Source organism: Actinoplanes sp. NPDC051861 (genome assembly GCF_040681145.1).
GTDB lineage: Bacteria > Actinomycetota > Actinomycetes > Mycobacteriales > Micromonosporaceae > Actinoplanes.
In genome coordinates this window covers 458,223-473,794 of the sequence record NZ_JBFAYE010000004.1, presented here as the reverse complement: position 1 = coordinate 473,794, position 15,572 = coordinate 458,223, and the positions used below count along the sequence as shown (strand labels likewise).

Here is a 15,572-nt window from a genome sequence, read left to right as displayed (position 1 = left end):
TCCTCCGACCTGGGTTCTCAGGCGCCTGTTGCGCTGGCGCTGGCTTCCCACAGCTTGGCGGCGAGGGCGTTGTCGCGGGCGTGTGGGGCCGGGGTGGCGGGTTTGTGGCCCACGTAGTAGCCGCCGTTCAGCAGTTCGCCGGCGGGCGCGGTGGCCAGCCACACCAGCAGTTCGCCGGCCTTCTCCGGCGGGACCAGGCCCGGTGCGTACTTGTAGAACAGCCGGGTGACCCGGCCGGCGCCGAAGTTGCTGCGCACCACGCCGGGGTGGAAGGACACGCTCGTGACGTCCGGCCAGCGCCGGGCGGCCTCCGCGGCGAACAGGATGTTGGCGGCTTTGCTCGCCCCGTACGCCCGCCAGGAGTTGTAGCTGCCGGGGTCGCCGGCGAGCCGGTCCGGGTCGGGAACGCCCTGCCCGTGCGCGCGGGACGCGGTGCTGACCACCCGGCCGCCCTGCAGCCGCACCAGCAGCAGGGAGGTGAGCAGGAACGGGGCCAGGTGGTTGCCCTGGACGGTGGCCTCGTAGCCGTCCACGGTGCGCCGGTAGTCGCCGACCATGCCGCCGGCGTTGCTGGCCAGGACGTCGATCTTGGGGTACGTGGCGAGCAGGTGGGAGGCGAGTTCGCGTACCTCGGTGAAGGACTCGAAGTCGGCGCGGAAGTGCGCTGGTCTCGCCCCGCCGGCCCGGGTGACCCGCTCGACCGCGGTGGCCAGTCGCTGTGGGTCGCGCCCGACCAGGACGACCTCGTCGCCGCGGGCGGCGAACTGTTCGGCGGCGGCCAGCCCCACGCCGGAGCTGCCACCGGTCACCACGATCGTCGATGCCACTCGAGTGCCTCCCGTCTCGATGCCGTCACCCATCGTGCATGGTTCGGCGCTCCACGGGTATCGATCATGTGTTCGAAAAAGATGGTGGGGGGACGGTCGCTCGGGTTGCGATTTTGTCGTACGGGGGTGTTAGTCTCTGCGGTAGTTAGAACGGATGTTCGAAAGCCCTAGGTTGAATGAGCCCTGCGGCCGGACAACAGACGTTCTGATCGACCGGGAGCGTGTTTCGCGGCGCGCCTCCCGGCGCGGCACCCGCGAAGTGCCGCACGAGGTTCGGGCATTCGCGGGCCCGGACCGTTCAAAGGCAGGCCGTCGCTCGCCGCCCCCGACCCCCGGTGGCGGGCGACGGACCCGCCGGGCGGCACTCGGCCGGGTGTGGTGTGGGGAAGCTTCACACCCGGTCGGTTCGCCGCCGGGGTGGGCCTTTCACGGCCGGCCCGACAGGGCTTCGGCGCTGCCCGCCGGGGCCCTGTCTCGGCCCTGGGCCCTGTCTCGGCCCCCGGGCCGGGACGTGAGTCATGCAGTGCTGTGTCTTCCTCCGCAGCGGATCGGTTCGACCAGACAAGTCGGATGCGGAACAGGCGAGGAGAAACGACCATGGCGAGCACCACTGCCCCGGGCCTCAAGCCGGCTCCCGGTTCGGCGCACGCCGGCACGGCGGCCCGTGCGGACGCGCCGGCGGTCCCGGCGCACATGCTGCCCCACCGGACCCCGGCCCAGCTGCTGACGATCGCCCGGGAGGGCTTGATCGAGGCGGCACACACGACTCCCGACGGCTTGCGTTACGCGGCGGCGCACATGGCCGCCCTGCGCGCGGCCGCCGCCCTGCTCGCCGCCCGCGCCCGCCCGTCCGCCGGTGGCCGCCGGACCCGTGCGGCGACCAGCGTCTGGTCACTGCTCGTTCTGGTGGCACCGGAGTTCGGGGACTGGGCGGGTTACTTCGCGCTCGGCGCCGGCAAGCGCGCGGCCGCCGAGGCGGGGATCCCGCACGTGGTGAGCGCGCGGGAGGCGGACGACCTGCTGCGCGCGGCGGAGCAGTTCGTGACGGTGGTCGAGGGATCGCTGGGGCTGAGCTATCAGCCGCGGCTGGCGGCGTGACAGGGGACGGCTCGTGACGTGACCGGGCGGTGAGGTGCGAAGCGGGGCGAGGAACGTGGCAGGGCGAATGATCGACGGCTCGGCCGCCCTCGCCGAGCTGGTGCGGACGGCGGAGGCCTCCGATGCGCGGGGGGCGCATCGGATGCTTCCGGTGTCCGCCGAGCTGAGCGGGCTGCTGCCCGGCCGAGGGCTTCGTCGGGGCAGCACCGTGGCGGTCACCACCGGGCGGTCCGCCCCAGCGGGCGGGGGCACCTCGCTGATGCTGGCGCTGCTCGCCGCGGCCTCGCGAGAGGGGGCCTGGTGCGCGGTCGTGGGCGTCCCCTCACTGGGCGCGCTCGCCGCCGCGGAGAGCGGCGTGGTGCTGGAGCGGCTCGCTCTCGTGCCCGACCCGGGGCCGGACTGGCCCACGGTGGTGGCGGCTCTCATCGACGGGGTGGATGTGGTGGTCACCGCGGTCCCCGGCCCGGTGTCCGCCGGAACAGCCGGCCGGCTGGCGGCGCGGGCGCGACAGCGGGGGAGTGTGCTGGTGCCGTTCGGCGACTGGCCCGGTGCGGACGTGACGCTGCAAGTCGCGCGCGGGCGTTGGGAAGGTCTCGGGCCGGGCCGCGGCCGACTGCGCCGCCGCGAGGTCACCGTGGTGGCGGCCGGGCGCGGGGCGGCGGCGCGGCCTCGGGAGATCACACTCTGGATGCCGGCCGTGGTCAACCGAGCCTCGGCGATCCCACCGGTGCGCTCAGCGGGCACCACCCCGGCGGCCTCCTCAGCGGCCTCCTCGACCTCCTCGGCCGCCTCGGTCGCCTCTTCGGCGGCGGGCACCTCTTCGGCGGCGGCCTCTTCGGCGGCGGGCACCTCTTCGGCGGCGGCCTCTTCGGCGGCCTCCTCGGTGGTGGGTACCTCCTCAACCGCCTCCTCGGCGGCGAGCGGGGTGGAGGTGGCTTTGCCGGAAATATCGGACTTTCGCGGGATGAGTGAGTTCAAGGCGGCCCGGCGTCCCGCGGTGGGGGAGCCCGAGGTGGGCCGGCTTCCCGCGGTGGGGTCTGAGGCGGTGGGTGGTTAGTGGAGAGCGGGGTGCGGACGCTGCTCATCTGGTGCCCGGACTGGCCGGTTGTCGCGGCGGAGATTGTGGATGGGGTGCCGGGGGAGGAGCCGGTGGTGGTGATCGCCGGTAATCGGGTGCTCGCGTGTTCGGAGGCGGCTCGGCGGGAGGGTGTGCGCCGGGGGCTGCGGCGGCGGGAGGCGCAGAGCCGGTGTCCGCGGGTGATCGTGGTGGAGCATGACCCGGGGCGGGACGCGCGGGCGTTCGAGGCGGTGGTGGCGGCCGTCGAGGACGTGGTGGCCGGGGTCGAGGTGATTCGGCCGGGAGCCTGCGCGGTGGCGGTGCGCGGGCCGGCCCGTTACTTCGGCGGTGAGGAGGTGGCGGCCGAGCGGATCGTCGAGCAGGTGGCGCAGGCGTGCGCGGTGGAGTGTCAGGTCGGGATCGCCGAGGGTGTGTTCGCGGCGGGGATCGCGGCCAGGACCGGGTTGATCGTGGCGGCGGGGGAGACCAGGACGTTTCTGTCCGGCGTACCCGTTGAGGCTCTGGAGAGGCCGGACCTGACCGGCCTGCTGCACCGGCTCGGGGTCAAGACGCTCGGCGAGTTCGCGGCGCTGCCGGCGGGTGACGTGCTGACGCGGTTCGGCTTCGACGGTGCGCTGGCCCACCGGCTCGCGTCCGGGGCCGACCACCGGCCGCTCGCTGTCCGGCAGCCGCCGCTCGACCTGGCCGTCGAGGAGACCTACGACGAACCGCTCGAACGGGTCGACACCGCGGCCTTCGCCGGTCGTGCCCTGGCCGAGCGGCTCCACGAGGGGCTGGCGGCGCACGGGCTGGCCTGCACCCGGCTGGGAGTGGAGGCGGTCACCGCGGACGGCCTCGAGCTGTACCGGGTGTGGCGGCACGACGGCACCCTGACCGCCGGTGCCATCGCCGACCGGGTGCGGTGGCAGCTGGACGGCTGGCTCACCGGTGCCCGGCGCGGTGCTGCGGCACAGCCGACCGCGGGCCTGGTCCGGCTGCGCCTGGTACCGGACGGGGTGCTGGTCCATCTCGGACTGCAGCCGGGGCTCTGGGGTGACGCCGGTGCCGAGCGGGACCGGGCGCACCGGGCGTTCAGCCGGGTGCAGGGCCTGCTCGGGCCGGGCGCGGTGGTGACGCCGGTGCTGGGCGGCGGGCGCTCGGCGGACGATCAGGTGTTGCTGGTGCCGTGGGGCGACGAGCGGGAACCGGCCCGGGCGTCGGCGGTGCACAGCGATCCGGTCCCGGGTGTGGACACGGTCCCGGTGCTGGACCGGGGTGCGGCTCAGCCCCGGCCCGGGAAGCACCTCCGGCCGGTACCGGATCTCCCAGCGGAGTTTCTCCTGGCGGATGGGGCGCGATCGGCGGAGGGGCCGCGACGGGTGGAGGGAGTGCGGCCGGCAGAGGGGGCGCGACCGGCGGAGGGGCCGCGACGGGTAGAGGGGGTGCGGTCGGCAGAGGGGGTGCGGCCGGTGGAGGAGGCGCGGCCGGCGGAGGAGGCGCGGCCGGCCGAGTTCCCCGAGGTGGAGAGCCGGGCACGGCAGGGAAGAAGGCGGAAGGCTGTCGCGCTGCCGCCCTGGCCGGGGCGGCTTCCCCGGCCCGCGCCGGCGATCGTTCCGGAGCGGCCGATTCCCGCGGTCGTGCTGGACAGCGGAGGGCGGCCGGTCGGGGTGAGCGCCCGCCTGGAGCTCACCGGGGCGCCGGCGACGATCGCGGTGGAGCGGGGTGCGCCGGCCATGATCGCGGTGGAGCGGGGTGCGCCGGCCGAGATCGTGGGCTGGGCCGGGCCGTGGCCGGTGGACGAGCGCTGGTGGGCGGAGGAGGAGTCCCGGCGCCGGGCCCGGTTCCAGGTGATGCTCGCGGACGGGCGGGCCCTGCTGCTCTCATTGTCGGCGGGTTTCTGGACCGTGGAAGCGATCTACGACTGATGGGCTTCCACAATCCGCAGATGCCGTGGTCGCAGCTGGAGAGGACGCTGTCCGGCCCGGCCGTGATCGATCCGCTGGCGATCGACGGTGACGGCGGTGACTCGCCCGCCTGGAGCCGCAAGCGGGAACCGTACAAAGCTCCCGGGTTGGTCCGGGCCGAGAGCAGCACGCCCTACGCCGAGCTGCACTGTCACACCAACTTCAGCTTCCTGGACGGGGCCAGCCACCCCGAGGAGCTGGCCGAGGAGGCGGCCCGGCTCGGGCTGACCGGGCTGGCCGTGACCGATCACGACGGCTTCTACGGTGTGGTCCGGTTCTCCCAGGCGGCCCGCGAGCTCGGGCTGCCCACGATCTTCGGCGCCGAGCTGTCGCTGGGGCTGTCCAGGCCGCAGAACGGCGAGGCCGACCCGGAGGGCATGCACCTGCTGGCCCTGGCGCACGGCCACGAGGGGTATTCACGGCTGGCGCGGGTGATCTCCCAGGCCCACCTGCGCGGCGGGGAGAAGGGCAAGCCGGAGTACGAGAGTCTGGAACGGGTCGCCGAGATTCTGAAGGATCACGTGCTGGTGCTGACCGGCTGCCGCAAGGGCCCGGTGCCGCAGGCGCTGGCGACCGGCGGTGTGGAGTCCGCGGCGTACGAAATGGATCGTCTTGTGGATCTTTTCGGCGCACCGAACGTGGCCGTCGAACTGACCGATCACGGCGACCCCTACGACGGTGACCGCAACGACGTCCTGTTCGCGCTGGCCGCCAGCCGCCGCCTGGAAGTGGTGGCGACGAACAACGTCCACTACGCGACCCCGGCCCGCCGCCGTCTGGCCACCGCGCTGGCAGCGGTCCGGGCCCGCCGCTCGCTGGACGACATGGACGGCTGGCTGCCCGCCGCCGGCACCGCTCACCTGCGCAGCGGCGACGAGATGGCCCGCCGGTTCGCGGACTATCCGGGTGCGGTGGAGAACGCTGCGATCTACGGCCAGGACCTCGCCTTCAACCTGGATCTGGTCGCGCCAAAACTGCCGGATTATCCGGTTCCGGCTGGCCATTCGGAAATGTCCTGGCTCCGCCACCTCACCATGGACGGCGCACGGCAGCGTTACGGGGAGAACAATCCGGCGGCCTACCGGCAGATCGAATACGAACTCCGGATGATCGAAGAGCTCGGCTTCCCCGGCTATTTCCTAGTCGTGTACGACATAGTTCGATTTTGTATAGAAAAAAATATCTACTGCCAGGGCCGCGGCTCCGCCGCCAACTCCGCTGTCTGCTACGCGCTCTGGATCACCAACGTCGACGCGGTCCGCTACGGCCTGCTCTTCGAGAGATTCCTCGCCCCGGAACGCGACGGCCCACCCGACATCGACGTCGACATCGAGTCCGACCGCCGCGAGGAGGTCATCCAGCACGTCTACGGCAAGTACGGCCGTGAGCACACCGCCCAGGTCGCCAACGTCATCTCGTACCGTCCCCGCTCAGCGGTGCGCGACATGGCGCGGGCGTTCGGGTTCTCCCCGGGCCAGCAGGACGCGTGGAGCAAGCAGATCGACCGCTGGGGTGACGTCGCCACCGCCGACAACGACATCCCTTCCCAGGTGATCAACGCCGCCAACGAGGTGCAGAACTTCCCCCGGCACCTCGGCATCCACTCCGGCGGCATGGTCATCTGCGACCGGCCGATCATCGAGGTCTGCCCGGTCGAGTGGGGCCGGATGCCGAACCGCAGCGTGCTCCAGTGGGACAAGGACGACTGCGCCGCCGTGGACCTGGTCAAGTTCGACCTGCTCGGGCTCGGCATGCTCTCGGCGCTGCACTACGCCTACGACATGATCGAAGACGAGTTGGACATCGCCACGATGCCGCTCGACGACGACGAGGTCTACGACATGCTCTGCCGCGCGGACTCGGTCGGCGTCTTCCAGGTGGAGAGCCGCGCTCAGATGGCCACGCTGCCGCGACTCAAGCCCCGGAAGTTCTACGACCTGGTCATCGAGGTGGCGCTGATCCGACCTGGTCCGATTCAGGGCGGTTCGGTTCACCCGTACATCAGAAGAAAAAACGGCCTTGAGGCGCCGCACGTGCCGCACCACCGCATGGAGAACGCGCTGGCCAAGACGCTTGGCGTGCCGCTCTTCCAGGAGCAGCTCATGCAGCTGGCGATCGACGTCGCCGGATTCGACCCGTCCGAGGCTGATCAGCTGCGGCGCGCCATGGGCTCGAAGCGGTCCGTGGAGAAGATGGAAAGGATCAAAAAGCGACTGTACGAGGGGATGGCCGGCAACGGGATCACCGGTCCGCTGGCCGACGACCTCTATCTGAAGCTGTCCGCGTTCGCCAGCTACGGCTTCCCGGAGAGTCACGCGATGAGCTTCGCCTACCTGGTCTACGCGAGCGCCTGGCTGAAGCGGTACCACCCGGCGGCGTTCTGCGCGGCACTGCTCAACGCGCAGCCGATGGGCTTCTACTCGCCACAGACGCTGGTGGACGACGCGCGGCGGCACGGTGTCGAGGTGCGGCGGCCGGACATCAACCTGAGCGACGCGGCGGCGACGTTGGAGACCACGCCGGCGAGCCGGCGAAAGAGCGAGGCCGGGGAGCCTCCGCACGCTTGGGGAATCGGGGGCCCGGCCGTCCGCCAAGGGCTTTCCAGCATTCGTACGATCGGAGCCGACCTGGCCGAGCGGATCGAGAACGATCGTCGCGCCAGTGGTCCTTTCCGGTCGATGACGGACCTCGCTCGGCGTACCGGATGCTCCACCGCCAACCTGGAGGCCCTCGCCACGGCCGACGCCTTCGCGGGTTTCGGCCTGTCCCGCCGCGAGGCGCTCTGGGCCGCCGGGGCCGCCGCACAGGACAAGCCGGACCGGCTGCCCGGCACGGTGACCGGCACCGAGGCGCCGATGCTGCCCGGCATGAACGAGGTGGACGTGCTGGTCGCGGACGTGTGGGCGACCGGGCTGTCGCCGGACACGCACCCGGCGCGGTTCATCCGGGAGGAGCTGGACCGGGCCGGCGCGCTGCCGATCTCCCAGCTGCCCGATGTGGAGGCCGGCACCCGGATCCGTGTCGGCGGGATCGTCACCCACCGGCAGCGGCCGGCGACCGCGGGCGGGGTGACGTTCGTGAACCTGGAGGACGAGACCGGGATGCTGAACGTGACCTGTTCGCCGGGGCTCTGGCAGCGGTACCGCCGAGTGGCCCGGAGCAGCACGGCGCTGCTGGTCCGCGGGCGCCTGGAGAAGGCCGAGGGCGTGCTGAACCTGGTGGCGGACCGTTTGGAGACGGTGGTGCCACCGGTGACACCCGCATCCCGCGATTTCCGATAATTCCCGGTTTAGTGGCGTATTGTGCAACTCCATGGTTTCCACGGCGATCGGTCTTGTCGCGCTCACCGCCGCGCTCGTGGGTGCTCCGGCGCCCGCGTCCAGCCTGTCCCTCACCTACACCGGTGCGAAAGCCGTCAAGCTCACCTGCGACCCGGCCGGCGGTGGCCATCCCCAGCCGGCCCAGGCGTGCGCGGCCCTGCGGCGCGCCAAGGCAGACCCGGGGAAGCTGAAGCCGGGGGACTCGCTCTGCATCCTGCTCTACAAGCCGGTCACCGCCCGCATTGCCGGCAAGTGGCGGGGCAAGGCCGTCAAGTGGCAGCACACGTACGGCAACACCTGCGAGATGAACCGCGCAACGGGTGTCCTCTTCGACTTCTGAGCAGGACTAGTCTGCTCGGGTGGAAACTTCAGCGCGCACCGGGCGCCCGCACGTCACGGCACGCACCGCGGCGGTCTGGGCGGTCCTTCGCCGTGAGTTGGAACGGCACGCCGGCCGGGAGCTGACCGTGCTGGACGTGGGCGGCGGGACCGGCGGGTTCGCGGTGCCGCTGGCCGAGGCGGGACACCGGGTCACGGTGATCGACGCCAGCCCGGACGCGCTCGCCGCGCTCACCCGGCGGGCCGCCGACGCGGGCGTCGCCGACCGGATCCAGGCCGTGCAGGGCGACGGCGACGCGCTGGCCGCCCTGGTCGAGCCGGGCACCGCCGACCTGATCCTGTGCCACTCGGTGCTGGAGGTCGTCGACGACCCGGGCCGCGTGGTCACGGCGATAACCGCGGCGCTGCGGCCGGGCGGTGCGGTCAGCCTGCTGGTCGCCGGTCGCGCGGCGGCGGTGCTGGCGCGCGCGATCAACGGCCACCTGGGCGCGGCGTCCGCGCTGGTCACCTCCCCGGAGGGCCGCGCCGGCACGCGCGACAACCTGCTTCGCAGATTCGATGCGGACAGCGCCGTGGCTCTGCTCGCGGAGGCGGGGCTCGAGGTCGAGGAAACCCATGGGGTACGGGTGGTGGCCGACCTCCTTCCCGCCACCGTCCTCGAGGAGGACCCCCAGGCGGTGCTCGAGCTGGAACTGGCACTGAGCTCCCGCCCCCCGTTCCGCGACATCGCCTCCCAGCTCCACCTCTTCGCCCGCCGCTCATGAGCGTTCCCGAGGACGGGCTGCATCCCGACGCGTTGCGCGTGCTGGCGCCTGCCTACGGGTCGGGCAGCCTGGCCGACCTGTTGCCCAGCGTGTGCGCGGTGCTCGGCGTACCGGGTGCGGTGGACGTCCTCGGCCTCGGCGCCCGCCTCGACGGGATCGACCGGATCGGCGTGCTGCTCGTCGACGGCATGGGTGCGTACCAGTTGCCCCTCGTCGCGCCGCACGCCCCGATCCTCGCCGACCTGGCCGCGGGCGGGCGCGGTCACGCCGGCACGCTGACCGCGGGGTTCCCGTCCACCACGCCGGTCAGCCTGGTCACCCTCGGCGCCGGTGTGCCGCCGGGCGCGCACGGCATCCTCGGCTTCACCGTTCGCCGGCCGGACGGGCGGGTGCTCACCCACATCTACTGGCAGGACGACCCGGACCCGCGGCAGTGGCAGCCGGTGCCGACCTGGATGGAGACCGCCGCGGCCGCCGGGGTGCGGGTCACCGTGGTGAGCAAGCCGGCGTTCGAGGGCAGCGGGCTGAGCCTGGCGGCGAACCGGGGCGGCGTCTACCACGGCGCCGGCGACGGCCCGGCGGTCGCGGCCGGGATGCTCGCCGCGCTGCGCTCGGCCGACGGACCCGCGCTGGTCTACGGCTACCACCCGGACCTCGACCACTTCGGCCACGAGGACGGGGTGAACTCGGAGACGTGGCGCGCGGCGGCCCGCGGCGTGGACGACCTGCTGGACCGGATCGTGCACGACCTGCCGCCGAACGCCGCGCTGCTGGTCGTCGCCGACCACGGCCAGCTCAACATCCCGCCGGACGGCCGCTGCGACATGGCCGCGATCCCGGAACTGAGCGACGGCGTGATCGCCGTGGCCGGTGAGCCGCGGGTCCGCTACCTCTACGCGGCGGACGGTGCGCTCGACTCGGTGCTCGCCAACTGGCGCGGCGTGTTCGGCGACGGCGCCCTCGTGATGCACCGGGACGAGGCGATCGCGGGCGGCTGGTACGGCCCGGTGCCGCCGGCCCACGTGGACCGGATCGGGGACGTGGTGGTGATCTGCCAGGGGAGGGCGGTGGCGGTGGCCTCGGGGTGGGAGCCGGACAAAGCGGGCAAGCTGGTGGCGTATCACGGGTCGGTCACCGCGGCGGAGATGACCGTCCCGCTGTTGGTCGTCCGCTGATCGGTCTCGTCCGCTGAGCGTTCTTGTCGGCTGAGCGTTCTTGTCGGTTGATCGGTCTCGTCGGCTGATCGGTCTCGTCCGCTGAGCGTTCTGTCGGCTCGTCGTTCTCATCCGCTGGAGATGATCCGGATCTGCTTCTTCTTTGATCCTGCCGCGATCCGGATCGATTGGCACGGATTGCCCGGGTGTGTCGGGACCGTGCCGTACGATCATGCAACAGCCCAGCTCACCGGCCGTGAGCGCCGTTGCTTCGGTCGGTGATGGACAGCCGGACGGCCCGGGTAGTCGGTCTTTTGGGACGAACCGATCTTCGGGGCATGGAAAATCACCCGCACTCGGCGGTCGTCCCGCTTTCCGACCCGCCAACCCGCTCGTAGACTTGCGTGATAAGGCAGCCGACGGCTGCCCCGTAACTACACCTGCACCACCCCGACCCCACCACGGGGCCGGACAGCGCCCGGGGAGGAATGCCGTGCCGCTCTCGGAGCACGAGCAGCGGCTGTTCGATCAGATCGAGCGGTCGCTTGCCGAGGACCCCAAGTTCGCCTCGGCTGTGCGGGCCAGCGACCCGCGTTTCCACGCACGGCGCCGGCTCCTAATCGCCGCGTTCGTGATCGTCCTTGGTCTCGCCCTTGTCGTCTACGGGACGGTGAGTCAGAACACGCCACTCGGCGTGGCCGGATTCGTCGTCATGCTGGGCTCGGCGGCTTTCGCGATGCAGTCGCGGCGCCGCAGCCAGGCACCCGACCTCAAGTCAGTCGGCGGCACCGCGACACGTCGCACACGGCAGGGCCGCAAGGGTGGCCTGATCGACAGGCTCGAGGACCGGTGGCGCCAGCGCCCGGAGGGACATCGCTGACCTGCTGAGCCGGCCACAGAGCCGGCTCCCGACGAACGGCGGCCGGCCTCCGGCCGCCTTCGTCGTTTCCCCGTGCCCTCCCGCTCCTGGATCTAGGGCACCCAAGCCCCACACCCGGCAGACCTGGACCGCCCACGCCGCCCAGAGGCCGCCCCGCCGCCCAAGATCCGCCCTGGCCGCGCGAAGCGCAGGCCTCGCTGCCTCGCTGCCTCGCTGCCTCGCTGCCTCGCTGCCTCGCTGCCTCGCCCGCCGGCCGCTCGCCCGCCGGCCGCCTGGCGCCGGGGCGCTCTCGTTGTCGCTGTCACTGTCACTGTCGCGACCTTGGGCGCTTTGGCCGGCGCGAGGGTGCTCGGCGACCCAAGGTTCGCGGGTTGCGTGGCTCTGGGGCCGGGGGCGAAGCCCCGGCCCCAGGTGATCGGCGGGCTCGGGTGATCAGCGGGCTCGGGACAGCAGGCGGCGTGGGCTGAAGCGGCCCAGGGTGTCGCCTGCTCGGCCGGCCCACTCGGCGGTGCGGGTGGACCACTCGGTGATGGCCAGGCGCCAGGCGAGCAGGACCGAGGGTGGTAGCAGCGCCGCGCGCAGGCGGGTGCCGGTGGTGGCTGAGCCGGAGACGCCGGAGCGGACCCGGTTGAGGGCCGTGGTCAGTTCGGCGCCCTGGAGGGGGACGCGAGCGTAGCGCGCGCGTTCCTCGGCCGAGCCCAGCAGCGTGGCGGCCTCGGCCGGGTCGCCGGTCAGTTCGGTCTCGCGGATCAGGCGCTGGGCGGTGATCCGTGGTGTTTCGGTCGGGTCGACCTGGACGCGGTAGTCGATCATCGTGTCGAGGAGTTCGTCCCAGGCCGCGTGGGCGTCCGCCTTGGCGCGGGCTGACTCGCTGGTGACCACGATGTCGGAGACCGCGCCGGACCCGCCTTCGATGACCACGGCCGGCGGTGCGCCGACGGTGACCGAGTGCCGGCGCCGGCGCAGCAGGGCGCGGCGCATGGCCGGCACCAGGAGCAGCAGGACGATCAGCACGATGCCGCCGGCGATGAGCAGCGGGGTCCAGGAGCCGTTGTCGGTGGTCGAGCCGCTGCCGGACGCCGTGTTGCCACCGTCGTTGGCCTGGTCCTGGCGTTCCGGCGTGTTCGGCGCCGCGGAGGAGTCCGGGCCCGGTGCCGTGGTGCCGGTCGACGAGGAGGCGGTCGGCGCGGGCTGGTCGACGTTCTCGGCCCAGGCCGTCCGGGTCGAACCGGTCACGCCGGAGGCCGGGGTGGCGTCGAACGGCACCCAGCCGAAGCCCTCGAAGTAGACCTCGGTCCACGCGTGCGCGTTGCGGTTGGTGATCTGGAACCAGCCGTCGCCCTGCGCGGTGCCCTTGGTGAAGCCGAACGCCACCCGCGCCGGGATGCCGGCGGCCCGGACCATCCATGCCATGGCCGCCGCGTACTGCTGGCAGTAACCGGACTTGTTCTGCAGGAACGACGCGATCGCCGAGGCGTTGTTGTTGTTCTCGGTCTGCAGTTCGTACTTGAAGCCGTACTTCGCGGCGAACGACTCGTAGATGGCCAGGACCCGGTCGTAGTCGGTGTCCTTACCACGGATCAGCTGGTTGACCTTGCTCTGCACGGTCGGGTCGCTGGGCGCCTGGAGGTACTTGCGCAGCGGGCTGTCCCGGTCCAGCGGCTCAGCGCTGCGCAGGTTCGCCTTGCTGTACTGCGCCTTCTGGTAGTTGAACGAGTACTTCTGGTTCGCCGTCGTCGTCCGGGCGGAGAAGAGGACCTGTTGGGTCTGGTCGTACGCCCACTGCCCCTCGAGATCACGCACGTCCGTCGCGAACCCGTAGAGCGGCACCATGCTCTGCCGCAGCGCGTCGCTGATCTCCACCTCGGCGGTGAACTCGGCGTACGCCGCCTGGGGCCCGAGCTCTCGCGGGTCGGGCAGGCCGCGTGCCAGTGAGCTGCCGCGCGGCGACTCGTTGCCGAAGCCCTCGGCGGTCAGCACGTCGGCGACCGCGAACCGCAGGTAGAACGGCTCCGGGTCGTTCGTCTTGACCCGGACGATGTTGACCGTCGCGTTCTGGTTGAGCTGGCCGCTGAGCGCCGCGAACAGGTTGATCCGCCCGCCGCCGGTGCCGCCGCCACCGGGGCCGACCCCGCCGCCGGACTGGGTCCACCGGGAGAGCAGGCCGCCGCTGACCGTGGGCACCACGAGTGGCAGCAGCACCGCCACGAGCACGCCGAGCACGCCGATCCGGCGGCCGGCCGCGGCGAGCGGCGACGGTTCCCAGACGTCGACGTCGCGGCCGTCGCCGGTGAAGCGGCGGCCGAAACGGCGTACCCGGTCCACGTTGTCCGCCACCAGCAGCCACATGTAGCCGGCCGCGCCGATGATGAACGGGAACACCGGCACGCTGTCCAGGTAGACGGCGACCGGGATCGAGTAGATCGCGAGCATCGGCAGACCGGCCAGGGCCGGGCGGCGGAACACCGCGGCCAGCAGGTCCACCACGATCGCCACGGCGCCGATGCCCAGGACGGCCACGAAGTGCAGGCTGTCCCGGTCGGGAACCGGTACGCCGTACGACCGGGTGTCCTCGCCGGCCTGCCGGATCAGGTCCGCGAAGTGCGCGAACGTGGCCGGCTGCGGGATCAGGATCTCCTTGCCGCTCGGGAAGATCCAGGTGAGCGCGAGCGCGAGCGCGACGACCATGCACAGGGTCTGCGCCCAGGTCGGGAACCGCAGCGTCCGGGCGCCCACCGCCGCGCCGGCGACGAGCAGCACGGTGAGCAGGCTCTGCAGGAGCCAGGTCCAGGAGTCGAAGATCGAGGAGAGGGGCGCGGCGGCGAGCAGTGTCGCCGCAGCCGCGACCAGTCCGAGTCGGCGCCGCCCGGTCACCGGACCACCCCGCTCACGGTCTCGGCCATCGCCGCGCGGTAAGCGAAGCCCTGCGAACCGCGGCCCACCGAGGGCCACAGCGCCTGAAGGGTGTCGCCGTGTGTCACCGGCAGTGACCGCCAGCCGCTGCGCACCAGCGCGAGCGACGCGGCCGAGTGCTCGCGGTCCGAGGCCTCCCGGTCGCCGGAGGTCATCGGCACCCACGTGGCGCTGTCGATGGCGAAGCCGATGCAGCTGGCGCCGTTGCCGCGCAGCCCGCTGAGCAGTTCCGCCTCGGCCACGGTGAGCGTGCCGAACAGGCCGATCACCAGGCCGCCGTCGGAGCGCCTCCGGACGTTCTCGACCAGGCCGGTGATGTCGCCGCCCTCGCTGAGCTTCACGTCCGCCAGGGTGTCCAGGATGACGCCCTCACCGGCGGCCTCGGTGGCGTCGATGTCCACGCCGGTGCCGGTCACGAGCCGTAGCTTGTAGCCGGCCTGCCGCAGGTGGACCGCGATGCTGGCGGTCGCCGAGACGGCCCACTCGAAGCTGGCGGTCGGGCCCTCGCCGCGATGCGCGTACGCCCGCGTGTCCAGCACGACCGTGGCGCGGCTCTCCCAGGGCTGCTCCTCGCGGCGCACCATCAGCTCGCCGGTCCGCGCGGTGGACCGCCAGTGCACCCGGCGCAGGTCGTCGCCCCGCCGGTACTCACGAGTGGCGGCGTCGTCCTCGCCGTGCACGGCCACCGACCGGGCGCGGCTCTCGCCGGTGCCCGCGTACTCACCCGCGAGACGCACCCGTGGCAGCGCGACCACCTGCGGGATCACGGTCAGCCGGTCGACGCTGGGGAACGAGCGGGTCAGCTCACAGAGCCCGAACGGGTCGGTGAGCCGGACCATGAGCGGGCCGATCGGGTAGCGGCCGCGGACGTCGGCGCGCACGGTGTATGCCACCGAGCTGGCCTGGTGTGCGCCGAGGCGCTCCAGGACGACGCGCGGACGGCTGCCGAGTGCGTACGGCAGGCGGTCCTCCAGCAGCATGGTGCCGGTGGGCAGCCGGGACAGGTTCTGCAGGCGCAGGATCACCCGCGCGCTGGAGCCGACCGGGGTGCGGCCCGGCTCCAGCGAACGCGTGCAGGCCAGTTTGTACCGGCTGCGGCCGACGTACCAGGCGGCCATCAGGGGCAGGGCCGCCAGCAGAACCGCGACCCGGAGCAGGTCACGTTCGCCGAGGATGAGCGCGGAGACCGCGGCGGCGACGGCCGCGGCCAGGAACGAGCGGCCGCGCGTGGTGAGTCCCCGCAGCGCCTCCCGCAT

10 protein-coding genes and 1 pseudogene are annotated in these 15,572 nt (G+C 72.5%); 8 read left to right on the top strand and 3 right to left on the bottom strand.

The genetic code is table 11. The annotated features are described in order from the left end of the window. Positions 1-17: 17 nt before the first annotated feature. The gene (locus AB0M02_RS16340) at positions 18-827 is read right to left on the bottom strand and encodes an SDR family NAD(P)-dependent oxidoreductase (RefSeq protein WP_364227159.1); all 810 of its coding nucleotides are present in this window, start codon (positions 825-827) and stop codon (positions 18-20) included. A gap of 693 nt (positions 828-1,520) precedes the next feature. Here AB0M02_RS16340 and AB0M02_RS16335 point away from each other — a divergent pair. The 8 genes and pseudogenes from AB0M02_RS16335 (at position 1,521) to AB0M02_RS16300 (ending at position 11,403) form a co-directional block, all read left to right on the top strand. Next, on the top strand, positions 1,521-1,925 hold the full coding sequence (locus tag AB0M02_RS16335) for an SAV_6107 family HEPN domain-containing protein (protein WP_364227486.1): 405 nt from the start codon (positions 1,521-1,523) through the stop codon (positions 1,923-1,925). Between the two features lie 55 nt (positions 1,926-1,980). Further along, positions 1,981-2,619: pseudogene (locus AB0M02_RS16330) on the top strand (hypothetical protein); the annotation flags it as partial. Positions 2,620-2,981: 362 nt separating this feature from the next. Next, positions 2,982-4,907, top strand: coding sequence for a DNA polymerase Y family protein (locus AB0M02_RS16325; protein WP_364227157.1), 1,926 nt, complete (start codon positions 2,982-2,984; stop codon positions 4,905-4,907). Continuing rightward, complete coding sequence (locus tag AB0M02_RS16320) at positions 4,907-8,227, top strand: error-prone DNA polymerase (protein ID WP_364227154.1); 3,321 nt, start codon at positions 4,907-4,909, stop codon at positions 8,225-8,227. Before AB0M02_RS16325 ends, AB0M02_RS16320 begins: the two co-directional genes overlap by 1 nt. Positions 8,228-8,258: 31 nt before the next feature. After that, positions 8,259-8,606 carry an SSI family serine proteinase inhibitor gene (locus AB0M02_RS16315; protein ID WP_364227151.1) on the top strand — a complete coding sequence of 116 codons (348 nt, stop codon included), beginning with the start codon at positions 8,259-8,261 and terminating at the stop codon, positions 8,604-8,606. Positions 8,607-8,625: 19 nt separating this feature from the next. Continuing rightward, a complete protein-coding gene (locus AB0M02_RS16310; RefSeq protein WP_364227148.1) occupies positions 8,626-9,369 on the top strand; it encodes a methyltransferase domain-containing protein in 744 nt (247 codons plus the stop codon). After that, on the top strand, positions 9,366-10,544 hold the full coding sequence (locus AB0M02_RS16305) for a nucleotide pyrophosphatase/phosphodiesterase family protein (RefSeq protein ID WP_364227145.1): 1,179 nt from the start codon (positions 9,366-9,368) through the stop codon (positions 10,542-10,544). The genes AB0M02_RS16310 and AB0M02_RS16305 overlap by 4 nt, the downstream gene beginning before the upstream one ends. Positions 10,545-11,016: 472 nt before the next feature. Next, complete coding sequence (locus AB0M02_RS16300; RefSeq protein ID WP_364227143.1) at positions 11,017-11,403, top strand: DUF3040 domain-containing protein; 387 nt, start codon at positions 11,017-11,019, stop codon at positions 11,401-11,403. 432 nt (positions 11,404-11,835) lie between these two features. On the opposite strand, the gene AB0M02_RS16295 is transcribed toward AB0M02_RS16300, so the two are convergent. After that, positions 11,836-14,277 (bottom strand): DUF3488 and transglutaminase-like domain-containing protein, encoded by a 2,442-nt coding sequence (locus AB0M02_RS16295; protein WP_364227140.1) that lies wholly within the window; start codon positions 14,275-14,277, stop codon positions 11,836-11,838. Further along, a complete protein-coding gene (locus AB0M02_RS16290) occupies positions 14,274-15,572 on the bottom strand; it encodes a DUF58 domain-containing protein (protein ID WP_364227138.1) in 1,299 nt (432 codons plus the stop codon). Before AB0M02_RS16290 ends, AB0M02_RS16295 begins: the two co-directional genes overlap by 4 nt.

Bases quoted from the DNA above. Each gene is read 5' to 3' on its own strand.
- AB0M02_RS16335 (WP_364227486.1), top strand. From the start codon at position 1,521: ATGCTGCCCCACCGGACCCCGGCCCAGCTGCTGACGATCGCCCGGGAG.
- AB0M02_RS16320 (WP_364227154.1), top strand. From the start codon at position 4,907: ATGGGCTTCCACAATCCGCAGATGCCGTGGTCGCAGCTGGAGAGGACG.
- AB0M02_RS16315 (WP_364227151.1), top strand. From the start codon at position 8,259: ATGGTTTCCACGGCGATCGGTCTTGTCGCGCTCACCGCCGCGCTCGTG.
- AB0M02_RS16305 (WP_364227145.1), top strand. From the start codon at position 9,366: ATGAGCGTTCCCGAGGACGGGCTGCATCCCGACGCGTTGCGCGTGCTG.
- AB0M02_RS16290 (WP_364227138.1), bottom strand. From the start codon at position 15,572: ATGCGGGAGGCGCTGCGGGGACTCACCACGCGCGGCCGCTCGTTCCTG.